The organism is Pseudomonas sp. Z4-7 (assembly GCF_051131965.1).
In the GTDB taxonomy this organism is placed as follows: Bacteria; Pseudomonadota; Gammaproteobacteria; order Pseudomonadales; family Pseudomonadaceae; genus Aquipseudomonas.
This window is the reverse complement of the sequence record NZ_CP071642.1, coordinates 1,304,074-1,329,624: the sequence shown is the minus strand read 5'-3', so window position 1 is coordinate 1,329,624 and position 25,551 is coordinate 1,304,074. Positions and strand designations below refer to the sequence as shown.

The following is a 25,551-nucleotide window of genomic DNA, read 5'->3' as shown; positions in this document are numbered from 1 at the left end:
CGCGCCAGCGACGTTCGTCCTGTGAATCGCCGGGCATCAGGCCAACCGATTTCAGGGGTGCTCGGGAGGCGGCGCCAGCAGCTGGATTTCCTCGACGGTTTCCACTTGTTCCTGAGCGATGGGCACTCCGGTCAACTCGCCGATCAATCGCCAATGTTCGTCGAGGCCGCTGCTGATGGTAGCCATGCGGTCGATCATGCGGCGGCCGGCAGCCTTGGTCACTTCGTCTTCGCTGCGCAACAATTCGAATGACATGGAGGTCACCGAAGCGGTCAGGTGCGTCAGGGAGCGTGCCGTCAGCCCCAGCAGTTCCATCAGTTGTTGCTCTTTCGAATCCATTTCGGGGCTCCTGCGTCTAAGGGTTCATTTATAACCCAGGCCCTTGCATTAAGAAATCTCACATCCGATGACAGACACACGAAATCAATTGCACGCTGGCCAATAAAACGCCGTTTGTCCTCCGGCGCCCGTCCGGCTTGTTTGCCAAGCGCCGCAGCGCCAGTGTACAAATGGGGTCGCTGCTGTCAGGAAACCGGCTTCAAACATGTCATCGCAGTCCTGCCATGACCTCGTTGAAATCCCCTAAAACCGTAGCCCTATTGGTAAGACGCGACATTTAATGTCAATATCGCGCCTTCCCCTAATTTCGTCGCCCCGTGCGGCTTTTGCCGCAGGTCTCGCCCGTTTTTCCATTAAACAAGGCTTTGAGCATCTGCGGTCAGTTACAAAAAGGTAGTCAATCATGAGCGCAAGGCACTTTCTCTCCCTGATGGATTTCACGCCCGAAGAGTTGCTCGGCGTGATCCGTCGAGGCGTGGAGCTCAAGGACCTGCGTAAGCGCGGCGTACTGTTCGAGCCCTTGAAAAACCGTGTGCTGGGGATGATCTTCGAGAAATCCTCCACGCGCACGCGCATTTCTTTCGAAGCCGGCATGATCCAGCTCGGCGGCCAGGCGATTTTCCTGTCGCCCCGTGACACCCAGCTGGGCCGTGGCGAACCCATTGGCGATTGCGCCATCGTCATGTCGAGCATGCTCGATGCGGTGATGATCCGGACTTTTGCCCACAGCACGCTGACCCAGTTCGCGGCGCATTCTCGCGTGCCGGTGATCAATGGCCTGTCCGACGATCTGCACCCGTGCCAGTTGCTCGCCGACATGCAGACTTTCCTCGAACATCGCGGCCCGATCCAGGGCAAGACCGTGGCCTGGATCGGCGATGGCAACAACATGTGCAACAGCTATATAGAAGCGGCGATCCAGTTCGACTTCCAGTTGCGCATCGCCTGCCCTGAAGGCTACGAACCCAACCCGCAATTCGTCGCCAGGGCCGGCGACCGGGTGACAATCCTGCGCGATCCGAAACAGGCCGTCGCCGGCGCGCACCTGGTGAGCACCGACGTCTGGACATCCATGGGCCAGGAAGAAGAAACCGCCAAGCGCCTGGAGTTGTTTGCGCCCTTCCAGGTCAATCGGGCACTGCTCGACCTCGCGGATGCCGAGGTGCTGTTCATGCATTGCCTGCCAGCCCACCGTGGCGAAGAAATCAGTCTCGACCTGCTCGATGATCCCCGCTCGGTGGCGTGGGACCAGGCAGAAAACCGTCTCCATGCACAGAAGGCCCTGCTTGAATTCCTCGTCGAGCCGGCGTACCACCACGCATGAGTGCTCCATTGTTATTGAATCTGCACAATCTGGCCTGCGGTTATCAGGACCAGCGGGTCGTCCAGAACCTCAACCTGCACCTCAATGCTGGTGACATCGGTTGCCTGCTCGGCTCTTCCGGGTGTGGCAAGACCACCACCCTGCGGGCCATCGCCGGTTTCGAACCGGTGCATGAAGGCGAGATCCAGTTGGCTGGGGAAACCATTTCCCGCGCGGGGTTTACCCTCGCTCCGGAAAAACGCCGCATCGGCATGGTGTTCCAGGACTACGCGCTGTTCCCGCATTTAAGCGTCGCCGAAAATATCGCGTTCGGCATCCGCAAACATCCGGACAAGGATCGCGTGGTCGAAGAACTGTTGGAGCTGGTCAACCTGAAAAGCCTGGGCAAGCGTTTTCCCCACGAGCTGTCGGGAGGCCAGCAACAGCGCGTGGCGCTGGCCCGCGCACTGGCACCGGAACCCCAACTGCTGTTACTCGACGAGCCGTTCTCCAACCTCGACGGCGAGCTGCGACGCAAGCTCAGCCATGAGGTGCGGGACATTCTCAAGGCCCGCGGCACCAGCGCAATCCTGGTCACCCATGACCAGGAAGAAGCCTTTGCGGTGAGTGACCATGTCGGTGTGTTCAGAGAGGGTCGCCTGGAACAGTGGGATACGCCCTACAACCTGTATCACGAACCTCTGACGCCCTATGTCGCCAGTTTCATCGGCCAGGGTTACTTCATCCGCGGTCAGCTCGACAGCCCGGAATCGGTGCAGACCGAACTGGGCATGCTGCGCGGCAACCGGGCGTACACCTGGCCCATCGGCAGTGCCGTAGACGTCCTGCTGCGCCCGGACGACATCGTCCACGCGCCGGACAGTCCGCTCACGGCAACTATCGTTGGCAAGACGTTCCTCGGTGCTTCAACCTTGTATCGCCTGCAACTGCCGACCGGCGCACAACTGGAGTCGATTTTTCCAAGCCATGCCGACCATCAGGTCGGGGCTACGGTCGGTATACGCGTGGCGGCTGAGCACCTGGTGCTGTTCCAGGCGTCGGGCAGCACGGCGGCGCATCTGCCGATCGGGGAAAGTGGTGTGCGGCGGTATGGCACCGCCAGCTAAGATTGGAAGAACACAATACCTGTGGGAGCGAGCTTGCTCGCGATAGCGGAGGCACAGTCAGCATTGATGCAAGCTGAAGAATCGCTATCGCGAGCAAGCTCGCTCCCACAATTTATATCATTGGATTCAGCTGGCTTAGCCGAGTGTCAGCGTACCGCTAGCCACCAACGTCGCATCCCCGCCAATCTTCACCCGCTCACCTTCCAATCGGCAAAACAATGCCCCGCCCCTCGCCGAGCATTGATAGGCCGTCAGGCCATGTTTGTTCAGGCGTTTGGACCAGTATGGAATCAAGCTGCAATGAGTCGATCCGGTTACCGGATCCTCGTTGATGCCGATCGCCGGGGCAAAATAGCGCGAGACAAAATCGTGCTTGCTTCCCGGTGCGGTAACGATCGCGCCCGGCCACGGCAGCTTCGCCAGGGCCGCCATGTCCGGCTTGCAATCGAGCACTGCCTGCTCCGACTCCAGCACCACGAACAATTCGTTGCAACTGAGCACATCCACCGCCTCGACACCCAAGGCGCTCTGGACCGCCAGGGAGGCGCCCAACTCAGTCGGCACGATGGCCGGGAAATCCAACCACAACCGATCGCCTTCACGAGAGACACTCAACGCTCCGGACTTGCAGATGAAGTCGAGTCGCTCGGCCGGTTCGCGGTAGACCTCGAACAGCACATGAGCGCTGGCTAACGTCGCGTGCCCACACAGCGGCACTTCGGTGGTGGGCGTGAACCAGCGAATGTGCCAACGCTGGTTCTCACGTACCAGAAAAGCGGTCTCGGCCAGGTTGTGTTCGGCGGCAATTTTCTGCATCAGTTCATCGGCAAGCCAGGCATCGAGCCGATAGACCATCGCCGGGTTACCGCCAAACGGCCGGTCACTGAACGCATCGACTTGATGAAACGCGAGCTGCATGGCACTTCTCCTTTTTTATTGATGCGCGAGCATGAGCTGCCCGGACATCGTTTAGCCAGTGACAGATCAGCAGAATTTTCACCCTACAGCGCACATGAAATCTGACGCCCGATCGATCTTGAAGATTCAAATCATTGTGGCGAGGGAGCTTGCTCCCGCTTGGGCGCGCAGCGGCCACCAACAGGCTCAGGCACGCCCGATATCAGCAAAGATCGCTCCGGTATGCTCCGCCAGTACCGCAGGCGCCAGTTCCACTTCCAGCCCGCGCCTCCCCGCGCTGACGAACATGCTGGCCAGCGGCTGCGCAGAATTGTCGATAAACGTGCGAAGACGCTTTTTCTGACCCAGCGGGCTGATCCCGCCCAGCAGATAGCCGGTCGAACGCTGCGCCGCGGCCGGATCGGCCATCTCGACTTTTTTCACTCCGGCCGCATGAGCCAGGCCTTTCAGATCCAGGCTCCCGGCCACCGGCACCACGGCCACCAGCAATTCGCCTTTTTCGCTGGCCGCCAACAGGGTCTTGAACACCTGCGCCGGATCCAGACCGAGTTTTTCAGCCGCCTCCAGCCCATAGGAGGCAGCCTTCGGATCATGTTCGTAACTGTGGATGCGATGTTCGGCGCGCACTTTTTTAAGCAGGTCCAATGCGGGGGTCATGACGGCTCCTGACAAGGAAAAAGCAAAAGAGTGGCGCGGATTCTAAGCGATCGGCAATGAAAAGGCGTCGTGAGCCTACTGGGATGATCTCCCTGCAGGGAGCACAGCGAAACATTCACGTGACGAATAATCCAAATATGACCGACGGTTCACTTTCGACCTTTGACACCAGCGTTTCTTGTCTATATTTTTTCGAAACTGAAAGCCGATTTACCTGTCTCAAGCAGCACCCGAGACCCGGATGGGGATCCTGGTCTCGGCGAAGAATGTGTCTTCAAGGTTTATCGAAGGCACCAGACAAGAACAAAAACACCGAGGTTTGCATGACTACCGCTTTACAACAGCCCACCCTTTCCAGCCAATGCCTGGCCGAATTCCTCGGTACCGCCCTGCTGATTTTTTTCGGTACCGGTTGCGTCGCGGCGCTCAAGGTCGCGGGCGCGAGTTTCGGGTTGTGGGAAATCAGCATCATCTGGGGTGTCGGGGTCAGCATGGCCATCTACCTCAGCGCGGGTATTTCCGGCGCCCACCTCAACCCCGCCGTCAGCATCGCCCTGTGTATTTTTACCGATTTCGAAAAACGCAAATTGCCCTTCTATATTGTCTGCCAGGTGGCGGGGGCATTCTGTGGCGCGCTCTTGGTCTACACGCTGTACAGCAATCTTTTCTTCGATTTCGAACAGTCCCGGCAAATGATTCGTGGCACCCAAGCCAGCCTCGAACTGGCTTCGGTATTCTCCACCTACCCGCACCCGGCGCTCTCCACCGGCCAAGCCTTTCTGGTGGAGGTGATCATCACTGCAATCCTGATGGGCGTGATCATGTCCCTGACCGACGACAACAATGGCCTGCCTCGTGGTGCGCTTGCGCCGCTGCTGATCGGTCTCCTGATCGCCGTGATCGGCAGCTCGATGGGACCGCTGACAGGCTTCGCGATGAACCCGGCGCGGGACTTCGGTCCAAAATTGATGACTTTCTTCGCTGGCTGGGGTGAAATTTCCCTCACGGGCGGGCGTGACATCCCTTACTTCCTGGTTCCGATTTTCGCGCCGATAGTGGGTGCGTGCCTGGGCGCTGCCGCGTATCGCGGATTGATTGCCCGACACCTGCCGGGTGCCAAGGCTGCTACAAAGGATGCAGAACCGGCCATTGACGGCAAGCCAAGAACTTCCTGAAACAATGGGCGCATGCCACTGCCCTTCAAGCATGCGCCATGGCTTCATCCCAAACACACGTCCCAAGGCAATCGACATGACTGACTCAGAGAACAAAAACTACATCATTGCCCTCGACCAGGGTACGACCAGCTCACGCGCCATTATTTTCGACCGTGACGCCAACGTGGTCTGCACCGCCCAACGGGAATTCGTCCAGCACTATCCGCAACCGGGCTGGGTCGAGCATGACCCCATGGAAATCTTTGCCACGCAAAGCGCGGTGATGGTGGAAGCCTTGGCTCAAGCGGGTTTGCATCACGACCAGGTCGCCGCAATCGGCATCACCAACCAGCGCGAAACCACCGTGGTCTGGGACAAGTCCACCGGCCGCCCCATTTACAACGCGGTAGTCTGGCAATGTCGACGCAGCACCGAAATCTGCCAGCAACTCAAGCGCGACGGCCACGAGCAGTACATCAGTGAAGCCACTGGCCTGGTGACCGACCCCTACTTTTCCGGCACCAAGCTCAAGTGGATCCTCGACAACGTCGAAGGCAGCCGCGAGCGCGCGCGCAACGGTGAATTGCTGTTCGGCACCGTGGACAGCTGGCTGATCTGGAAATTTACCGGCGGCAAGGTCCACGTCACCGACTACACCAACGCCTCTCGCACCATGCTCTTCAACATCCACACGCTGGAGTGGGACGCGAAGATGCTCGACATCCTCAACATCCCTCGCGAGATGCTGCCGGAAGTCAAATCATCCTCGGAAATCTACGGCCGGACCAAAAGCGGCATCGCTATTGGCGGCATCGCCGGCGACCAGCAGGCCGCCCTCTTCGGCCAGATGTGCGTGGAACCGGGCCAGGCGAAAAATACCTATGGCACCGGCTGCTTCCTGCTGATGAACACCGGTAACAAAGCCGTCAAATCCAACCACGGCATGCTGACCACCATCGCCTGCGGTCCTCGCGGCGAAGTGGCCTACGCCCTGGAAGGCGCCGTGTTCAACGGTGGCTCTACCGTCCAGTGGCTGCGCGATGAACTGAAAATCATCAACGACGCCCTCGACACCGAATACTTCGCCAACAAGGTCAAGGACAGCAACGGCGTTTACCTGGTGCCAGCCTTCACCGGCCTCGGCGCACCGTACTGGGACCCCTACGCCCGTGGCGCGCTGTTCGGCCTGACCCGTGGCGTGCGTGTCGATCACATCATCCGGGCCGCGCTGGAATCCATCGCCTACCAGACCCGCGACGTACTCGACGCCATGCAACAGGATGCCGGCGAACGCCTCAAGTCCTTGCGCGTGGACGGTGGCGCCGTGGCCAACAATTTCCTCATGCAATTTCAGGCCGACATTCTTGGCACGCAGGTCGAACGCCCGAAAATGCGCGAAACCACTGCGCTCGGCGCGGCATACCTGGCTGGCCTGGCATGCGGTTTCTGGGGCAGCCTGGAAGAGTTGCGTGGCAAAGCGGTCATCGAGCGCGAGTTCGAACCGCAGCTGGATGAGCAAGCCAAGGAAAAACTCTACGCAGGATGGAAAAAAGCCGTCAGCCGCACGCGCGATTGGGAGCCCCACGAAGACGCTGAATGACAGCTGAGCCGAGGATGATGAGGATCTGAAACTGGTCGGGAAAGGATTCCTGCGGCATCATGGGCAAATTTTGTACGGCAGCCCAAAGGAAGCCCCATGAATCTGCCTCCCCGCCAGCAGCAAATCCTTGAACTGGTCCGCGAACGCGGCTATGTCAGCATCGAGGAAATGGCGCAGCTATTTGTCGTCACCCCGCAGACCATCCGCCGCGACATCAATCAACTGGCGGAAGTGAACCTGCTGCGCCGCTACCATGGCGGCGCCGCTTACGATTCCAGCGTGGAAAACACCGCCTACGCCATGCGCGCCGATCAGATGCGCGATGAGAAGCAACGCATCGCCGAAGCGATCGCTGCGCAGATTCCTGACCACGCCTCGCTGTTCATCAATATCGGTACCACCACCGAATCCATCGCCCGGGCGCTGCTCAATCACAACCATTTGAAAGTCATCACCAACAACCTGCACGTGGCATCGATCCTCAGTGCCAAGGATGATTTCGAAGTCCTGATCGCCGGCGGCAACGTGCGCCGTGACGGCGGCGTGGTCGGTCAGGCCAGCGTCGATTTCATCAGTCAGTTCAAAGTCGACTTCGCCCTGGTGGGCATCAGCGGGATCGACGAGGACGGCAGCCTGCTGGATTTTGACTACCAGGAGGTCCGGGTCTCCCAAGCCATCATCGCCAACGCCCGGCAGGTATTGCTTGCGGCGGATTCCAGCAAGTTCGGCCGCAACGCCATGGTCCGCCTGGGCCCGATCAGCCTGATCGATTGCCTGGTGACCGACCAACAACCGGTGCCGGCCCTGGCGCAGTTGTTGAGCCAGCACAAGATTCGCCTGGAAGTGGTCTGACTTCACCCCCCATCCCCTGTGGCGAGGGAGCTTGCTCCCGCTCGGCGGCGTAGCCGTCGTAAATCGGCCTGATGGGGCTAGCCTGAAGAAAAACGCCGGCCTGCTTGGGACGGCTTCGCCATCCAGCGGGAGCAAGCTCCCTCGCCACAAAAACCCTCCTCAACTCCTTTTTGTTCGAAAATTTTCCTTTCAGCGTACTTCGATCAGTATTTTCAATCGGATTCGACTGGCTGTTGCTGTGCTTATGGGCTAGTATTTTCGCAAATGAACATTTATGTTCGAATTCAAATATTTCGAAAAAAGAACCCGAGGCCAGCCGATGCCCAATTCCACCTTGCCTATGCCCCCTCTCGCTGAAGTCTATGACGTCGCCGTCATCGGTGGCGGTATCAATGGTGTAGGGATCGCCGCGGATGCTGCCGGTCGCGGTCTTTCGGTGTTCCTTTGCGAAAAGGACGATTTGGCCAGCCACACCTCTTCTGCCAGCAGCAAGCTGATCCATGGCGGCCTGCGTTATCTCGAACATTACGAATTCCGCCTGGTACGTGAAGCACTCGCCGAACGCGAAGTGCTGCTGACCAAGGCTCCGCACATCGTCAAGCAGATGCGCTTCGTGTTGCCCCATCGCCCGCACCTGCGTCCGGCCTGGATGATCCGCGCCGGCCTGTTCCTTTATGATCACCTGGGCAAGCGCGAGCAGCTCGCCGGCTCCCGGAGTCTGAAATTCGGCGCCGACAGCGCATTAAAAAGCGAGATCACCAAAGGCTTCGAATACTCCGATTGCTGGGTCGATGACGCCCGGCTGGTGGTGCTCAATGCCATGGCGGCGCGAGAAAAAGGTGCGCATATCCACACCCGCACCCGTTGCGTCAGCGCTCGGCGCAGTAAAGGCCTGTGGCAATTGAACCTGGAACGTGCCGACGGCAGCCTGTTTTCAATCCTGGCCAAATCGCTGGTGAACGCCGCCGGCCCATGGGTCGCCAAGTTCATTCGTGATGACCTGAAGATGGAATCGCCCTACGGCATCCGTCTGATCCAGGGCAGCCACCTGATCGTGCCAAAACTCTACGAAGGCGAGCATGCGCACATTCTTCAAAACGAAGACCAGCGCATCGTCTTCACCATCCCGTATCTGAATCAATTCACCCTGATAGGCACGACCGACCGCGAATACACCGGCGATCCGGCCAAGGTGGCAATTACCGAGGGCGAAACCGACTACCTGCTGAAGGTCGTCAATGCGCACTTCAAGAAACAGATCAGCCGCGACGACATTCTGCACAGCTATTCCGGTGTCCGGCCTTTGTGCAACGACGAATCCGACAACCCTTCCGCCGTGACCCGGGACTACACCCTGGCGCTGTCGGGCGGTGGCCAGGAAGCTCCGTTGTTATCGGTGTTCGGCGGCAAACTGACCACGTACCGCAAGCTTGCCGAGTCGGCGATGGCCCAGCTGGCTCCGTACTTCACCCAGATGCGCCCGAGCTGGACGGCCCTGGAGACCTTGCCCGGCGGCGAAAACATGACCACGCCACAGGCTCTGTGCTCGGCAATCCGCGACAAGTTCGACTGGCTGCCCACCGATATCGCCCGCCGCTGGGCCACTACCTATGGCAGCCGCACCTGGCGCATGCTCGAAGGCGTCCACAGCCTTGCCGACCTGGGCGAGCACATCGGCGCGGGCCTTTATACCCGGGAAGTCGACTATCTGTGCAGCGACGAGTGGGCCATCGACGCCGAGGATATTCTCTGGCGTCGCAGCAAGCTGGGCTTGTTCACAACCGCCGCTGAACAGGAAAAGCTTCGCACGTATCTGGACAAGGTCGAGCACAACCGGCGCAAGATCGAAGCGGCCTGAGTGCGACCCGCGAAACCAGAAAGCCCCTGAATCCTGCGATTCAGGGGCTTTTTATTGCCTGGAATGCACCGCAACTCCCCTGTGGGAGCGAGCCTGCTCGCGAAGAGGCCATCCGCTTCACAACTGATGCAACTGAGAGACCGCCTTCGCGAGCAGGCTCGCTCCCACAGGGGTCGATGGGTTCTCAAGCCATTCGGTTTTCCGAACACGACCCGACGGTCGGTTCGGCAAACCGGATAAAGAATCGGCCAAAAACCTGAAACAAAACATTAATTTCTTTTAAAAACATAGTGTTAACCAATCGCCACTGGCCTGGCACGAGTCATGCTCTACACTCGTGGAGACGAACGCCTGTACGCCAACACAACAGGAGCTTCCAGGCATTCGAAGCACTCAGGGCCGGTGAACCGGCCGAATACAAAAAAAACAATGTCGAGGAAACATCGATGCGCATCGTTCCCCATCTCCTGGGCGCAGCCGTTGCTGCCGCTCTGATCAGCACTCCGGTCTTCGCCGCCGAACTGACCGGCACACTGAAAAAGATCAAAGAGTCCGGCGTCGTTACGCTCGGCCACCGCGACGCCTCCATTCCGTTTTCCTACATCGCGGACGCTTCCGGCAAACCGGTCGGCTACTCCCACGACATCCAGCTGAAAGTCGTCGAAGCCCTGAAAAAAGAGCTGGATGTGCCGAACCTGCAGGTCAAGTACAACCTGGTCACCTCGCAAACCCGTATCCCGCTGGTACAGAACGGCACCGTGGACCTGGAGTGCGGCTCCACCACCAACAACGTCGAGCGCCAGCAACAAGTCGCCTTCTCCGTTGGCATCTTTGAGATCGGCACCAAGCTGCTGTCCAAGAAAGACTCCAAGTACAAGGATTTCGACGACCTCAAGGGCAAGAACGTCGTGACCACCGCCGGCACCACGTCCGAGCGCCTGCTCAAGGCCATGAATGCCGACAAGCAAATGGGCATGAACGTCATCTCGGCCAAGGACCACGGCGAGTCCTTCCAGATGCTGGAATCGGGTCGTGCCGTCGCGTTCATGATGGACGACGCGCTGCTGGCCGGCGAAGCCGCCAAGGCCAAGAAGGCCGATGACTGGGCCGTCACCGGTACTCCGCAATCCTACGAAATCTACGGCTGCATGGTGCGCAAGGGCGACGAGCCGTTCAAAAAGGTTGTCGATGACGCTATCAAGGCCACCTACGCGTCGGGCGAGATCAACAAGATCTACGAAAAATGGTTCATGCAACCTATCCCGCCAAAAGGCCTGAACCTCAATTTCCCGATGAGCGACGAACTCAAGAAACTGATCGCAGAACCGACCGACAAAGCGGCTGACGAAAAGAAATCCTGATTTCTGACTAACCTTACCTCCTGGAAGGGCCCGGCCCTTCCAGGAGTGTGTCATTCCCTGCTGGAATCAAAGGAAACACTCGAAACGGCGAGTCGAGCCGAGAGTGTGTGCCCGATCCTCAAGATTGGGCGGGAAAGGACTTCCCCCTGCAGATATTTGTACATCGATCGATCTGAGGGGAGACCCTGATGAATTACAACTGGGACTGGGGCGTGTTCTTCAAGTCCACCGGCGTGGGCAGCGAGATCTATCTCGACTGGTACGTGGCCGGCCTGGGCTGGACCATTGCCATCGCCGTCGTCGCCTGGATCATTGCCCTGCTGCTGGGCTCGATCCTGGGTGTGATGCGCACCGTGCCGAACCGGCTGGTGTCGGGCATCGCGACTTGCTACGTGGAACTCTTTCGTAATGTGCCGCTGCTGGTGCAGCTGTTCATCTGGTACTTCCTGGTGCCGGACCTGCTGCCCGCCGACATGCAGGAATGGTACAAGCAGGACCTCAACCCGACCACCTCGGCCTACCTCAGCGTCGTCGTCTGCCTGGGCCTGTTCACTGCCGCACGGGTTTGCGAGCAGGTGCGCACCGGCATCCAGGCGCTGCCACGCGGCCAGGAAGCCGCCGCCCGCGCCATGGGCTTCAAGCTGCCCCAGATCTACTGGAACGTGCTGCTGCCACAGGCCTACCGGATCATCATTCCGCCGCTTACCTCGGAATTTCTCAACGTCTTCAAGAACTCCTCCGTGGCCTCGCTGATCGGCCTGATGGAGCTGCTCGCGCAGACCAAGCAGACCGCCGAGTTCTCGGCCAACCTGTTCGAAGCCTTTACCCTGGCGACGCTGATCTACTTCACCCTGAACATGAGCCTGATGCTGCTCATGCGCATGGTCGAGAAGAAAGTCGCGGTGCCCGGCCTGATCTCCGTGGGGGGTAAATAATGGAATTCGACTTCACAGGCATCATCCCGGCCATTCCCGGTTTGTGGAACGGCATGGTGATGACCCTCAAGCTGATGGCCCTGGGCGTCGTTGGCGGGATCATCCTGGGGACGATCCTGGCGCTGATGCGCCTGTCCCACAACAAGCTGGTCTCCAACATCGCTGGCGCCTACGTCAACTATTTCCGCTCGATCCCGTTGCTGCTGGTCATCACCTGGTTCTACCTGGCGGTGCCGTTCGTGCTGCGCTGGATCACCGGTGAAGACACGCCGATCGGCGCGTTCGGCTCTTGCGTCGTGGCGTTCATGATGTTCGAGGCGGCTTACTTCTGCGAAATCGTCCGGGCCGGCGTGCAGTCGATCCCCAAGGGCCAGATGGGCGCGGCACAGGCACTGGGCATGAACTATGGCCAGGTCATGCGCCTGATCATCCTGCCCCAGGCGTTTCGCAAGATGACCCCGCTGTTGCTGCAACAGAGCATCATCCTGTTTCAGGACACCTCGCTGGTCTACACCGTCGGCCTGGTGGACTTCCTCAATGCTTCGCGGGCCAATGGCGACATCATCGGCCGCTCCAATGAGTTCCTGATCATCGCAGGTCTCGTGTACTTCACAATCAGCTTTGCCGCCTCGCTGCTGGTCAAGCGTCTGCAAAAAAGGTTCGCCGTATGATCTCTATCAAGAACATCAACAAGTGGTATGGGGACTTCCAGGTACTGACCAATTGCAGCACCGAGGTCAGCAAGGGTGAGGTTGTGGTGGTGTGCGGGCCGTCGGGTTCGGGCAAGTCCACGCTGATCAAGTGCGTCAACGCGCTGGAGCCGTTCCAGAAAGGCGACATCGTGGTCGATGGCACCTCCATCGCCGACCCGAAGACCAATCTGCCGAAACTGCGTTCGCGGGTGGGCATGGTGTTCCAGCACTTCGAATTGTTCCCGCACCTGACCATCACCGAAAACCTGACCATCGCGCAGATCAAGGTGCTGGGCCGCAGCAAGGAAGAAGCCACCAAAAAAGGCCTGCAACTGCTTGAGCGCGTCGGCCTGTCCGCCCATGCCCACAAGCACCCGGGCCAGCTTTCCGGCGGCCAGCAACAGCGCGTGGCGATTGCCCGTGCGCTGGCGATGGACCCGGTGGTGATGCTGTTCGACGAACCGACCTCGGCCCTCGACCCGGAAATGGTCAACGAAGTGCTGGACGTGATGGTGCAACTGGCCCACGAAGGCATGACCATGATGTGCGTGACCCACGAAATGGGCTTCGCCCGCAAAGTGGCGAACCGGGTGATCTTCATGGACCAGGGCCAGATCATCGAGGATTGCGAGAAGGAAGAGTTCTTCGGCGACATCAGCGCCCGCTCCGAACGTGCGCAGCATTTCCTTGAGAAAATCCTGCAGCACTAAGCGTCGCCTTCTTTAGACGCGCTTGCCCTTGTGGCGAGGGAGCTTGCTCCCGCTGGGTCGCGTAGCGGCCCCAAATCCGGCAAATGCGATGTATCAGGCATACCGCATTAGCCGTTTTGCGACTGCTTCGCAGCCGAGCGGGAGCAAGCTCCCTCGCCACGGGACCGCGTTTGAAGGGCAATCGCCGCCTCACTGGTTGACCCAAGGCTTCTGTGATGAAATGCGACCCCACCCTCTATCGCGCCGCGCCGCCATCACTCGCCGTGAAACCCCGCCTGATCCGCCACCTGTTCCTGCCGCCGCTGGTCATTGCCCTGATGATCGGCCTGGGTTACCTCGGCTTCTGGATCAGCGAGCACTACGGCATTCGCGGCCTGGCCGAAAATGGCGAGCGCCAGCTGGAACTGCATGCCCGGGCGGTGGAAAGCGAGATCAGCAAATACACCTATCTGCCCAGCCTGCTGGAGCTTGAATCCAGCGTCTCGAAACTGCTCGACGACCCGACACCCGAGCACCGCAAGACCGTCAACGAGTACCTCGAGGGCCTGAATCGGCGCAGCCGTAGCCGGGCCATCTATGTCATGGACACTACCGGCCGGGTGATGGCCACCAGCAACTGGCGCGACGTCGACAGTTACCTGGGCGAAGACCTGTCATTCCGCGCCTACTTCCAGAACGCCGTTCGCGGCCAGCCGGGACGCTTCTACGGCATCGGCAGCACCAACGGCGAGCCGGGCTACTACCTGGCCCATGGGCTGGAAGAAAGAGGCAAGATCATCGGCGTGGCCGTGGTCAAGGTGCGTCTCGAAGCCATGGAGGAACGCTGGCAGCGAGCACGCCTGGAAGCCTTCGTCAGCGACGAGAACGGCATCATCATCCTCTCCAGTGATCCAGCGCGACGGCTCAAGTCCGTACGGCCGCTGAGCGACGAAACCAAGGAACGCCTGGCCCGCAGCCTGCAATACTACTGGTTCCCGCTGAACGAGCTGATCCCCCTGGCCCGCGAGCAACTGGCCGAAGGCATGGAGAAGCTGACCTTCCCCGCCAATACCGAAATCGCCGCCGACCAGCAGGCCACCAGCTACCTCTCGCAGACCCGGCCGTTGAGCGACACGCCGTGGAATTTCACCTTGCTCACCCCACTTGAAGACCTGCGCCGCCAAGCGATCAACCAGGGCATCCTGGTGGCCGTGGCGTTTGCCCTGGTGGCCTTCCTGCTGATCGCCTGGAACGAGCGGCGCAAGGTGATTGCCACCCGCCTCGCCGCTCGGGAAGCGTTGCAGCAAGCCAACAACCAGCTCGAACGTCGGATTACCGAACGCACCACCGACCTGCGGGCCAGCAACGAGCGGCTCAAAGGCCAGATCCGCGAACGTCGGCAAGCGGAAGAGACCCTGCGCCGCGCCCAGGACGAACTGGTACAGGCCGGCAAGCTGGCGGCCATCGGCCAGATGTCCACCAGCATCGCCCATGAACTCAACCAGCCGCTGGCTGCGTTGCGTACGTTGTCCGGCAACACGGTGCGCTTCCTGGAGCGCGGCCAGCTGGACATTGCCAGCGCCAACCTCAGGACCATCAACGACCTGATCGACCGCATGGGCCGGATCACCGCCAGCCTGCGTGCCTTTGCCCGACGCGGTGACGACAAGGGCCGGGCCAGCCTGGGCAAGGCCGTCGAGGCCGCGCTGCAATTGCTCGGGGCGCGTCTGGAAAAACTTGGCGTCCAGACACAGACAGCTTTCGAAGACGTCCAGCTGCAAATCGACCAGACACGCCTGGAGCAGATCCTGGTGAACCTGATTGGCAACGCCCTGGACGCGATGCAAGTCCAACCCGAGCCAAAACTGTGGCTCGCCGGTGAGATCAGCGATGGCAAATACCGCCTGCGGGTGCGCGATAACGGCCACGGCATCGATCCGCAGGCACGCAAGCATCTGTTCGAACCTTTTTTCACCACCAAGCCCGGCGAACAAGGCCTGGGCCTCGGCCTGACGCTTTCGGCGAGCCTGTGCGCCGCCGCGGGCGGGCACCTGGGCGTCGAGCACCCGGACGATGGTGGCACCACGTTTGTCCTCAGTTTACCGTTGGTAAGCCTTTCACCTGCCGAGCCGCTATGAACAACGACCTGAGCGTTCTGATCGTCGAAGACGACCCCCATGTCCTGTTGGGCTGCCAACAGGCCCTGACCCTGGAAGACATTCCCTGCGTGGGCGTGGGCAGCGCCGAAGAGGCCCTGGAACGGGTTGGCGATGATTTTGCCGGCATCGTCATCAGTGACATCCGGCTGCCGGGCATCGATGGGCTGGAACTGCTGACCCGGCTCAAGGCCCGCGACCGCAGCCTGCCAGTGGTGTTGATCACCGGCCACGGCGATATCTCCATGGCCGTCGGCGCCATGCAGAAAGGCGCCTATGACTTCATGGAAAAACCCTTCTCTCCCGAACGCCTGGTGGACGTTGCCCGCCGCGCCCTGGAGCAACGCAGCCTGGCCCGGGAAGTTTCAACGCTGCGCAGGAAACTGGCCGAACGCGATTCGCTGGAAGGCCGGATCATTGGCCGCTCGCCGGCCATGCAGCATTTGCGAGCGCTGATCGCCAACGTCGCCGACACCTCGGCCAACGTATTGATCGAGGGCGAAACCGGCACCGGCAAGGAACTGGTCGCCCGCTGCCTGCATGATTTCAGCCGACGCCACGACAAACAGTTCGTCGCGCTGAACTGCGGGGGGCTGCCGGAAAACCTGTTCGAAAGCGAGATTTTCGGTCACGAGGCCAACGCTTTCACCGGTGCGGGCAAACGCCGGATCGGCAAGATCGAGCACGCCGATGGCGGCACGCTGTTTCTCGATGAAGTGGAAAGCATGCCCCTGCCCTTGCAGATCAAGCTGCTGCGGGTGTTGCAGGAACGCACCCTGGAGCGCCTGGGCTCGAACCAGAGCGTGGCCGTGGATTGTCGCGTGATCGCCGCCACCAAGTCCGACCTCGACGAAATGGGCCGGGCCGGGCAGTTCCGCAGCGACCTGTATTACCGCCTCAACGTGGTCACCCTGGAACTGCCGCCCCTGCGCGAACGGCGCGAGGACATCCTGCAACTGTTCGAGCATTTCCTCCAGCAATCGTCCCTGCGCTTCGACCGCACGGTGCCGGAGCTGGACAACCAGACCCTGTCGAACCTGATGAGCCACGACTGGCCGGGCAACGTACGTGAACTGCGCAACGTCGCCGAGCGTTATGCCCTCGGTCTGCCGGCTTTCAAGAAGTCCGGCGCCAGCGCGGGCAGCCAGGGCCTGGCTTTCGCCGAAGCGGTGGAAGCCTTCGAGCGCAACCTGCTGGTGGACGCATTGCAACGCAGCGGCGGCAACCTGACCCAGGCCAGCCAGGAGCTGGGCATGGCCAAGACCACGCTGTTCGACAAAGTCAAAAAATATGGCTTGAGCCACTGACCGAGGACGCGAACCTGTGGATCTGATTTTCAAGGCGGCGCTTGGCGCAGCCGTAGTGGTCATCCTGGCGATGCTCGCCAAGACCAGGAATTATTACATTGCCGGGCTGGTGCCGCTGTTTCCCACTTTCGCCCTGATCGCCCACTACATCGTCGGCAAGGGCCGCTCGGTGGACGACCTGAAGACCACCATCGTGTTCGGCATGTGGTCGATCATTCCGTACTTCGTCTATCTTGCGACGCTGTACGTGATGGTCGACCGCATGCGCCTCGAAGCCTCATTGGCCGTAGCAGCCGTCGCCTGGCTGATGGCGGCGACGGTGCTGGTCAGCGTCTGGGTGCGGCTTCACGGCTGATCCCCGCGATCAATAGCCGACGGTAAACCGCGTCCGTGAGAACTGCGGCGTTTCGACTTCATCGATCATCGCAATGGCGTAGTCGGCAAAGCTGATCCAACTGCGTCCGGCCTGGTCGAACAACAAGTGATCCTTGCCGACACGGAACTGCCCGGTGCGCTCGGTTTCGACGAACTCCGCCGAGGGCGAGAGGAAGATCCAATCCAGGTCCTGTTCCTTGCGCAACACGTCGAGGAACAACGCACCGGCGCTGGCTTCGGCCAGGTATTCCTCCGGGAAGCCCTCGCTGTCGATCACACGGCTGTCATCCGGCAGCAACAACGAACCGGCACCGCCCACCACCAGCAGACGCTTGACCCCGGCAGCTTTCACCGGAGCGATGACCTTATCGGCCGGCACGGTGGCAAAGTGCGCGGCGCTGATTACCACGTCATGGCCGGCGACTGCTGCGGTCAACGCCTCGCTGTCCAGTACGTCCAGTTGCTTGCTGACCACGCCGGCCCGCTCGCCGATCTTGGTCGTATTGCGGGCGATGGCCGTCACGCTGTGGCCGCGTCGCAGGGCCTCTTCCAACAGCTGGCTGCCGGCCCGGCCGGTGGCGCCAATGATTGCGATTTTGCTCATGGTGTTCTCCTATGGTTATTCGTAGGGATTACTTCAACGCGTCTTGGAGCCATGAACACATTCGTGGCGAGGGAGCTTGCTCCCGCTCGGCTGCGAAGCAGTCGCAAAAACGGCTCATGCGGTGTGTCAGGTACTTCTCATTTGTTGCTATTGGGGCTGCTGCGCAGCCCAGCGGGAGCAAGCTCCCTCGCCACAAAAGCCCCGATCAAAGGTTGAGGGTCACCACTTCATCTCGCCCTTCGCGACCTTGGCGCTGAGTTCCAGCGAACTGTCCTCCCCCAGGTTGGGATAGCGTAGTTTCATCGCGGCGATCAGCGCGGCGGAATCCTTGGCCTTGGCGGTCTCCTCGTCGAAGGCCTTGATGTAGTCGGCGGTGAAGCGCACCGGCGCCAGGGAGCGGGCACTTTCACCCAGGTAGTGGCCGGGGATCACCGTGGCCGGTTGCAGTTTTTCAATGCCCGCCAGCGTCGCCAGCCAGTCCTTGTGGGATTGCGGCGTCTGGGTATCGGCCATCCAGACGTGAATGTTTTCCGCCACCACCACGCCGCCAACCACTGCCTTGATCGATGGAATCCAGACAAAGCTGCGGTCCGGTTGCGGGCCGTCGAGGCCGATGATCTGCAAGCGCTTGCCCTCCAGCGTCAGGCTGTCGCCCTTGAGTACCTGGGGCACGAGCGTCTTGGCCGGTGCATCGGCCTTCAGGATCGGCCCCCAGTATTTCAACTTGCCGTCGGCGGTGTGCTGGATGTGCTCGACGGTCGCTGCCGACGCGAGCACCTTGGCTTCAGGGAACGCTGAGGTCAGGGTTTCGAGGCCGAAATAGTAGTCCGGGTCGCCGTGGCTGATGTAAATCGTGGTCAGCCGTTTGCCGCTGGCGCGGATTTTCTCCACGACCTGCTCGGCCTGGGCCTTGCCAAACTGGGCGTCCACCAGGATTGCCTCCTTGTCGCCGCTGACCAGAACCGAAGTCACCGGGAAAATCGCCGCGGCGCCGGGGTTATAGACATCGAGCGTCAAGTCGCCCGCCCAGGCCTGGGCGGTGAAGGCCAAGGCGGCGGTCGCCAGCAGCAGGCGTTTGATTGGGGTGAATCCGGTCATGTTGTGCTCCGTCGTCCAAGGGTCCGCAAGGGAATGGACAGAGCTTAGTTGCCTGACTCGTTACAAAAAATGCGATGCTGGGACATAGTTTGTTTCTGAAAGCGGGCAAATCATGGATCGTCTACAAGCTATGCGGGTGTTCGTAACCGTGGTGGACCTGGGCAGCCAATCGGCGGCGGCCGAGCACCTGGACCTGTCGCGACCGGTGGTGTCGCGCTACCTGGCGGAGCTGGAGGACTGGGTCGGCGCCCGGCTGATGCACCGCACCACGCGCAAACTGAGCCTGACGGCCGCCGGCTCGGAGATCCTGCCGCGCTGCCGACAGATGCTCGAGCTGTCCGGCGACATTCAAGCCGCCGTCAGCACGCCGGAAGACGCGCCCCGGGGCATGCTGCGCATCACCGCCAGCCCCTCATTCGGCCAGTCCCAGCTGGCGTCGGCCATGGCCGAGTTCGTCAAGCGCTACCCGGGGGTAAGCGTCGACCTGCAGATGCTCGATCGCACGGTGAACCTGGTAGATGAGCGCATCGACCTGGCGATCCGCATGAGCAACGATCTCGATCCCAACCTGATCGCCCGGCGCCTCACGGTGTGCCGCTCGGTGATCTGCGCCTCGCCCCGTTACCTGCGCGAGCAGCCGACACCGCAACAGGTGGAGGACTTGAGCCGACACAACTGCCTGACCCATTCCTACGTCGGCAAGAGCTTGTGGCATTTCGAGCAGGACGGCGAACAGATCGCGGTGCCGGTGCAGGGCAACATCAGCGCCAACGAAGCCAGCACGCTGCTCCAGGCAACGATCGCCGGCGCTGGCGTGGCGATGCTGCCCAGCTACCAGGCCGGCCCTTATCTGCGCAGCGGTGAACTGGTGCGCCTGCTGGCCCACGCCGAACCGCGGCTGATGAACATGTACGCAGTGTATGCATCGCGCAAGCACATGCCCTCGGCGCTGCGTTGCCTGGTGGATTTTCTGGTGCTGAAGTTTCCCGAGACGCCTGAGTGGGATGACGGGCTATAAGCCCTGTGGGGAGCCTGTGGGAGCGAGCCTGCTCGCGAAAGCGGTGTCTCAGCCAACATTAATGCTGGCTGACATACTGCTTTCGCGAGCGGGCTCGCTCCCACAATGGAAATCGACACATGACCGGGATTTCACCAAAACCCCGGCCCAAGGCATACTTGCCACCCTTCGTAATCCAGAACCCGAAACCGCCCCATGCGCATCCACGTCAGTTTCATCGACCGCGTCGGCATCACCCAAGAAGTCCTGGCTTTGCTCGGTGGGCGCAATTTGAACCTGGATGCGGTGGAGATGGTGCCGCCCAACGTCTACATCGATGCCCCGACCCTCAGCCCGCAGGTGCTCGACGAACTGCGCGAGGCGCTGTTCAGTGTGCGCGGCGTGCAGGCGGTCACCGTGGTGGACATTCTCCCGGGGCAACGCCGACACTTGCAGCTCGATGCCTTGCTCGCCGCCATGACTGACCCGGTGCTGGCCCTCGACAGCGCCGGCAAGGTGCTGCTCGCCAACCCCGCGCTGATCGCCTTGTACGGTCGGGAACCGGCCGGGGAAAGCGTGGCCGAGCTGTTCGGCGACGCGGCGCTGCTCGACGCCCTGCTGGAAAACGGTTTTCGCCTGCCGCTGCGGGAAATCACCCTCAACGGCCAGACCTTGTTGCTGGACGCCACGCCCATCACCGATGCCGGGGCGCTGCTGACGCTTTATCAGCCAAACCGCATCGGCGAACGCCTGTCGGCGCTGCATCACGACCACGCCGAGGGTTTCGACGCGCTGCTGGGCGAATCCCCGGCGATCCGCACGCTCAAGGCCCGGGCCCAGCGCGTCGCGGCCCTGGATGCGCCGCTGCTGATCCAGGGCGAGACCGGTACCGGCAAGGAACTGGTGGCCCGCGCCTGCCACGCCATCAGCGCCCGCCACGGCGCGCCATTCCTGGCCCTGAACTGCGCCGCGCTGCCGGAGAACCTCGCCGAAAGCGAACTGTTCGGCTATGCCCCCGGCGCCTTCACCGGCGCCCAGCGCGGCGGCAAGCCGGGGCTGATGGAACTGGCGAACCAGGGCACGGTGTTTCTCGATGAAATCGGCGAGATGTCGCCGTACCTGCAAGCCAAGCTGCTGCGTTTCCTCAATGACGGCAGCTTTCGCCGTGTGGGTGGCGATCGGGAGATCAAGGTCAATGTGCGAATCCTCAGCGCCACCCACCGCAACCTGGAGAAAATGGTCAGCGAAGGCTCGTTCCGCGAAGACTTGTTCTACCGCCTGAACGTGCTCAACGTCGAAGTCCCGCCGCTGCGTGAGCGCGGCCAGGACATCCTGCTGCTGGCGCGTTATTTCATGCAGCAGGCCTGCGCGCAGATCCAGCGCCCGGTCTGCCGGCTGGCCCCCGGCACGTATCCGGCATTGCTGGGCAATCGCTGGCCGGGCAATGTGCGGCAACTGCAGAACGTGATCTTCCGCGCCGCCGCCATCTGCGAAAGCAGCCTGGTGGACATCGGCGACCTCGACATCGCCGGCACCTCCGTGGCGCGCCAAGGCGATGTGGAAGTCGAAAGCCTGGAGCAAGCCGTCGAAGCGTTCGAGAAACAATTGCTCGAATCGCTGTATGCCAACTACCCCTCTACTCGCCAGTTGGCCAGCCGCCTGCAGACCTCCCATACCGCGATTGCCCATCGGTTGCGCAAGTACGGTATTTCCGGGAAGCCATAGACCCGCCGCAGTTCCCCTGTGGGAGCGAGCTTGCTCGCGATAGCGGTGTGTCAGTCAACCTATCGCTGACAGAGCTACCGTCATCGCGAGCAAGCTCGCTCCCACAGGGGTTATGGGTGCGGTCGAAAAAATCGCATCCAAAAACGACCTCCACTGTACTGAAAGCGCTACAGTGGAACGATATCGCTACAGCCGCCGTCAACCTGCGCATCGTAAGGCTCTGATCCCATAACGATTTTATCTGGCCCAGGCGCTGTAGCGATTTCGCTACAGCGCTGAAGACTATCGCCGCGCGAAAATCCTTCAACTTATTGATAAATAACTAATTTTGCATATTGGCCACGTTCTTGCTAAGGCTTTAGCCATTCGGCCGGGCCAAGCCCCGCGCCTTTCTTCGCGTCCACCAGACGAAATCTGGCCCCAGGAGTTTCCATGAGCGAGTTGCGTTTTACTGAAGATCACGAATGGCTGCGCACCGAAGCAGACGGCAGCGTCACCGTAGGCATTACCGCCTTCGCGCAGAACGCATTGGGCGACGTGGTTTTTGTGCAACTGCCTGAATTGCAGTCCTACGCCAAGGGCGACGAAGCCTCCACGGTTGAATCGGTGAAAGCCGCCAGCGGTGTGTACATGCCCCTCGATGGGGAAGTACTTGAAGTGAACGACAAGCTCGGCGACAGCCCGGAACTGGTCAACGAAGATCCGCTGGGCGACGGCTGGTTCTTCCGCTTTAAACCGACCGACGCCGACGCAGTGGCTAAGCTGTTGGATCAAGACGCCTACGATCGCCTGATCAAAGCCAACGCCGAAGCCTGAGGAGCCACGACATGACCGTAAATCTCGGCACCGCCAACGAATTCATCGCCCGCCATATCGGCCCTCGGGCCAGCGACGAGCAAGCCATGCTCGAGCGCCTGGGTTTCGACTCCCTGGAAGCCCTGAGCGCCAGCGTCATCCCGGAAAGCATCAAGGGCACCAGCGTGCTGGACATGGGCGACGGCCAGAGCGAAGCCGATGCACTGGCCTCGATCAAGGCCATCGCCGGCAAGAACCAGCTATTCAAGACCTACATCGGCCAGGGTTACTACAACTGCCACACCCCAGCGCCGATCCTGCGCAACCTGCTGGAGAACCCGGCCTGGTACACCGCCTACACGCCGTACCAGCCGGAAATTTCCCAGGGCCGTCTCGAAGCGCTGCTGAATTTCCAGACCCTGATCAGCGACCTCACCGGCCTGCCGATCGCCAACGCCTCGCTGCTCGACGAAGCCACCGCCGCTGCCGAAGCCATGACCTTCTGCAAACGCCTGAGCAAGAACAAGGGCAGCAATGCCTTCTTCGCCTCTCGCCATTGCCACCCGCAGACCCTCGACGTGCTGCGCACCCGTGCCGAACCCCTGGGTATCGACGTGGTGGTCGGTGATGAACGCGAACTGAGGGACGTCAGCGGCTTTTTTGGCGCACTGTTGCAATACCCGGCCAGCAACGGTGATCTGTTCGACTATAGCGAGCTGACCGAACGCTTCCACGCCGCCAATGCCCTGGTGGCCGTCGCGGCTGACCTGCTGGCCCTGACGCTGCTGACCGCCCCCGGTGAATTCGGTGCAGACGTGGCCATCGGCAGCGCCCAGCGCTTTGGCGTGCCACTGGGTTTCGGCGGCCCGCACGCGGCGTACTTTTCCACCAAGGATGCGTTCAAGCGCGACATGCCGGGCCGTCTGGTCGGCGTTTCCGTAGACCGTTTCGGCAAGCCGGCCCTGCGCCTGGCGATGCAGACCCGCGAGCAACACATCCGCCGCGAGAAAGCCACCAGCAACATCTGCACCGCCCAGGTACTGCTCGCCAACATCGCCAGCATGTACGCGGTGTATCACGGCCCCAAAGGCCTGGTGCAGATTGCCAACCGCATCCACCACCTGACCGCGATCCTCGCCAAGGGCCTGGGCGCGCTGGGCCTGAGCGTCGAGCAAGAGAGCTTCTTCGACACCCTGACCCTGCACACCGGCGCACAGACTGCCGCCCTGCACGACAAGGCGCACGCTCAAGGCATCAACCTGCGCGTGGTGGATGCAGAGCGCCTGGGCCTGTCCCTGGACGAGACCACCAGCCAGGCTGATATCGAGGCATTGTGGAGCCTGTTGGCCGACGGCAAGGCTCTGCCGGACTTTGCCGCCCTCGCCGCCAGCGTGCAAAGCCGCATCCCGGCCGAACTGGTGCGCCAATCGGCGATCCTCAGCCACCCGGTGTTCAACCGCTACCATTCCGAAACCGAGCTGATGCGTTACCTGCGCAAGCTCGCCGACAAGGACCTGGCCCTGGATCGCACCATGATCCCGCTGGGTTCCTGCACGATGAAACTCAACGCCGCCAGCGAAATGATCCCGGTGACCTGGGCCGAATTCGGTGCCCTGCACCCGTTCGCCCCGGCCGAGCAGAGCGCCGGCTACCAGCAATTGACCGACGAGCTGGAAGCGATGCTCTGCGCCGCCACCGGCTATGACGCGGTGTCGCTGCAACCCAACGCCGGTTCCCAAGGTGAATACGCTGGCCTGCTGGCAATCCGCGCCTACCACCAGAGCCGTGGCGAAGACCGTCGCGACATCTGCCTGATCCCGTCCTCCGCCCACGGCACCAACCCGGCCACCGCCAACATGGCCGGCATGCGCGTGGTCGTGACCGCGTGCGATGCCCGTGGCAACGTCGACATCGAAGACCTGCGCGCCAAGGCCATCGAGCACCGCGAACACCTCGCCGCGCTGATGATTACCTACCCGTCCACCCACGGCGTGTTCGAGGAAGGCATCCGCGAAATCTGCGGCATCATTCATGACAACGGCGGCCAGGTGTACATCGACGGCGCCAACATGAACGCCATGGTCGGCCTCTGCGCTCCAGGCAAGTTCGGCGGCGACGTGTCGCACCTGAACCTGCACAAGACCTTCTGCATCCCTCACGGCGGTGGCGGCCCGGGCGTCGGCCCGATCGGCGTCAAGTCGCACCTGGCACCGTTCCTGCCCGGCCATGCGAACATGGAGCGCAAGGAAGGCGCGGTGTGCGCGGCGCCGTTCGGCAGTGCGAGCATTTTGCCGATCACCTGGATGTACATCCGCATGATGGGCGGCGCCGGCCTCAAGCGCGCCTCGCAACTGGCGATCCTCAACGCCAACTACATCGCCCGTCGCCTGGAAGAGCACTACCCGGTGCTCTACTCCGGCAGCAACGGCCTGGTGGCCCACGAATGCATCCTCGATTTGCGTCCGCTCAAGGACAGCAGCGGCATCAGCGTCGATGACGTCGCCAAGCGCCTGATCGACTTCGGCTTCCACGCCCCGACCATGTCGTTCCCGGTAGCCGGCACATTGATGATCGAGCCGACCGAAAGCGAATCCAAGGAAGAACTGGACCGCTTCTGCGACGCCATGATCTGCATCCGCGAAGAAATCCGCGCGGTGGAGAACGGCAGCCTCGACAAGGACGACAACCCACTGAAAAACGCCCCGCACACCGCGGCGGAACTCGTCGGCGAGTGGACTCACCCCTACAGCCGCGAACAGGCCGTGTACCCGCTGGCGTCGTTGATCGAAGGCAAGTACTGGCCGCCCGTGGGCCGGGTCGACAACGTGTTCGGCGACCGCAACCTGGTCTGCGCCTGCCCGTCGATCGAAAGCTACGCTTGATCTGTGAAGGGGGACGGTCCATCCGTCCTCCGAACTTCCCTTGTGGGAGCGAGCCTGCTCGCGAAGGCGATATGTCAGCCAATCAGATGTCAACTGACACGCCGCCTTCGCGAGCAGGCTCGCT

The 25,551-nt window shown here is 61.3% G+C and carries 22 protein-coding genes; 17 read left to right on the top strand and 5 right to left on the bottom strand.

The window, feature by feature from the left end; translation table 11 throughout:
• Positions 1–51: 51 nt before the first annotated feature.
• A complete protein-coding gene (locus J3P91_RS05760; protein ID WP_305496360.1) occupies positions 52–339 on the bottom strand; it encodes a hypothetical protein in 288 nt (95 codons plus the stop codon).
• Between the two features lie 403 nt (positions 340–742).
• Between J3P91_RS05760 and argF the strand changes: the two genes are divergently transcribed.
• On the top strand, positions 743–1,663 hold the full coding sequence (gene argF / locus J3P91_RS05755) for an ornithine carbamoyltransferase (protein ID WP_305496361.1): 921 nt from the start codon (positions 743–745) through the stop codon (positions 1,661–1,663).
• Entirely contained in the window at positions 1,660–2,769 is a 1,110-nt protein-coding gene (locus J3P91_RS05750; protein ID WP_434569605.1) for an ABC transporter ATP-binding protein, read from the top strand. Before argF ends, J3P91_RS05750 begins: the two co-directional genes overlap by 4 nt.
• Positions 2,770–2,904: 135 nt before the next feature.
• On the opposite strand, the gene J3P91_RS05745 is transcribed toward J3P91_RS05750, so the two are convergent.
• Positions 2,905–3,687, bottom strand: coding sequence for a PhzF family phenazine biosynthesis protein (locus tag J3P91_RS05745; protein WP_434602969.1), 783 nt, complete (start codon positions 3,685–3,687; stop codon positions 2,905–2,907).
• Between the two features lie 186 nt (positions 3,688–3,873).
• A complete protein-coding gene (gene ybaK, locus J3P91_RS05740; RefSeq protein ID WP_305496364.1) occupies positions 3,874–4,344 on the bottom strand; it encodes a Cys-tRNA(Pro) deacylase in 471 nt (156 codons plus the stop codon).
• Positions 4,345–4,667: 323 nt separating this feature from the next.
• On the opposite strand from ybaK, the gene J3P91_RS05735 reads away from it, so the two are divergent.
• The 11 genes from J3P91_RS05735 (at position 4,668) to J3P91_RS05685 (ending at position 17,306) form a co-directional block, all read left to right on the top strand.
• On the top strand, positions 4,668–5,519 hold the full coding sequence (locus J3P91_RS05735; RefSeq protein ID WP_434602968.1) for an MIP/aquaporin family protein: 852 nt from the start codon (positions 4,668–4,670) through the stop codon (positions 5,517–5,519).
• Between the two features lie 76 nt (positions 5,520–5,595).
• Positions 5,596–7,101 carry a glycerol kinase GlpK gene (gene glpK / locus J3P91_RS05730; RefSeq protein WP_305496365.1) on the top strand — a complete coding sequence of 502 codons (1,506 nt, stop codon included), beginning with the start codon at positions 5,596–5,598 and terminating at the stop codon, positions 7,099–7,101.
• Positions 7,102–7,197: 96 nt separating this feature from the next.
• On the top strand, positions 7,198–7,953 hold the full coding sequence (locus J3P91_RS05725) for a DeoR/GlpR family transcriptional regulator (protein WP_434569608.1): 756 nt from the start codon (positions 7,198–7,200) through the stop codon (positions 7,951–7,953).
• A 319-nt stretch (positions 7,954–8,272) separates the two neighbouring features.
• Positions 8,273–9,811, top strand: coding sequence for a glycerol-3-phosphate dehydrogenase (glpD, locus tag J3P91_RS05720; protein ID WP_434605008.1), 1,539 nt, complete (start codon positions 8,273–8,275; stop codon positions 9,809–9,811).
• A 446-nt stretch (positions 9,812–10,257) separates the two neighbouring features.
• On the top strand, positions 10,258–11,172 hold the full coding sequence (locus tag J3P91_RS05715; RefSeq protein ID WP_434569609.1) for a glutamate/aspartate ABC transporter substrate-binding protein: 915 nt from the start codon (positions 10,258–10,260) through the stop codon (positions 11,170–11,172).
• Between the two features lie 188 nt (positions 11,173–11,360).
• The gene (locus J3P91_RS05710; RefSeq protein ID WP_434569610.1) at positions 11,361–12,107 is read left to right on the top strand and encodes an amino acid ABC transporter permease; all 747 of its coding nucleotides are present in this window, start codon (positions 11,361–11,363) and stop codon (positions 12,105–12,107) included.
• Entirely contained in the window at positions 12,107–12,778 is a 672-nt protein-coding gene (locus J3P91_RS05705) for an amino acid ABC transporter permease (protein ID WP_014339892.1), read from the top strand. Before J3P91_RS05710 ends, J3P91_RS05705 begins: the two co-directional genes overlap by 1 nt.
• The gene (locus J3P91_RS05700) at positions 12,775–13,509 is read left to right on the top strand and encodes an amino acid ABC transporter ATP-binding protein (protein ID WP_014339893.1); all 735 of its coding nucleotides are present in this window, start codon (positions 12,775–12,777) and stop codon (positions 13,507–13,509) included. Before J3P91_RS05705 ends, J3P91_RS05700 begins: the two co-directional genes overlap by 4 nt.
• Positions 13,510–13,724: 215 nt before the next feature.
• A complete protein-coding gene (locus J3P91_RS05695) occupies positions 13,725–15,626 on the top strand; it encodes a sensor histidine kinase (protein WP_434602967.1) in 1,902 nt (633 codons plus the stop codon).
• A 44-nt stretch (positions 15,627–15,670) separates the two neighbouring features.
• On the top strand, positions 15,671–16,951 hold the full coding sequence (locus tag J3P91_RS05690; RefSeq protein WP_305501337.1) for a sigma-54-dependent transcriptional regulator: 1,281 nt from the start codon (positions 15,671–15,673) through the stop codon (positions 16,949–16,951).
• Positions 16,952–16,976: 25 nt separating this feature from the next.
• Positions 16,977–17,306, top strand: a complete 330-nt coding sequence (locus tag J3P91_RS05685) for a GlpM family protein (RefSeq protein WP_187293334.1) — start codon at positions 16,977–16,979, stop codon at positions 17,304–17,306.
• 9 nt (positions 17,307–17,315) lie between these two features.
• Here J3P91_RS05685 and J3P91_RS05680 read toward each other — a convergent pair whose 3' ends face one another.
• Together J3P91_RS05680 and J3P91_RS05675 are read right to left on the bottom strand one after the other, a co-directional pair.
• Positions 17,316–17,930 (bottom strand): NAD(P)-dependent oxidoreductase, encoded by a 615-nt coding sequence (locus J3P91_RS05680; RefSeq protein WP_434602966.1) that lies wholly within the window; start codon positions 17,928–17,930, stop codon positions 17,316–17,318.
• A 219-nt stretch (positions 17,931–18,149) separates the two neighbouring features.
• Positions 18,150–19,028, bottom strand: a complete 879-nt coding sequence (locus J3P91_RS05675; protein WP_434569613.1) for an MBL fold metallo-hydrolase — start codon at positions 19,026–19,028, stop codon at positions 18,150–18,152.
• Between the two features lie 112 nt (positions 19,029–19,140).
• Here J3P91_RS05675 and J3P91_RS05670 point away from each other — a divergent pair, with 112 nt between their 5' ends.
• The 4 genes from J3P91_RS05670 to gcvP all read left to right on the top strand — a co-directional run bounded on the left by J3P91_RS05670 (position 19,141) and on the right by gcvP (position 25,427).
• Positions 19,141–20,046 (top strand): LysR family transcriptional regulator, encoded by a 906-nt coding sequence (locus tag J3P91_RS05670; protein ID WP_434602965.1) that lies wholly within the window; start codon positions 19,141–19,143, stop codon positions 20,044–20,046.
• A gap of 195 nt (positions 20,047–20,241) precedes the next feature.
• Complete coding sequence (locus tag J3P91_RS05665) at positions 20,242–21,750, top strand: sigma-54-dependent transcriptional regulator (RefSeq protein ID WP_434602964.1); 1,509 nt, start codon at positions 20,242–20,244, stop codon at positions 21,748–21,750.
• Positions 21,751–22,182: 432 nt separating this feature from the next.
• Positions 22,183–22,566 carry a glycine cleavage system protein GcvH gene (gene gcvH, locus J3P91_RS05660; RefSeq protein WP_434561638.1) on the top strand — a complete coding sequence of 128 codons (384 nt, stop codon included), beginning with the start codon at positions 22,183–22,185 and terminating at the stop codon, positions 22,564–22,566.
• Positions 22,567–22,577: 11 nt separating this feature from the next.
• On the top strand, positions 22,578–25,427 hold the full coding sequence (gene gcvP, locus J3P91_RS05655) for an aminomethyl-transferring glycine dehydrogenase (protein ID WP_434602963.1): 2,850 nt from the start codon (positions 22,578–22,580) through the stop codon (positions 25,425–25,427).
• Positions 25,428–25,551: the final 124 nt, after the last annotated feature.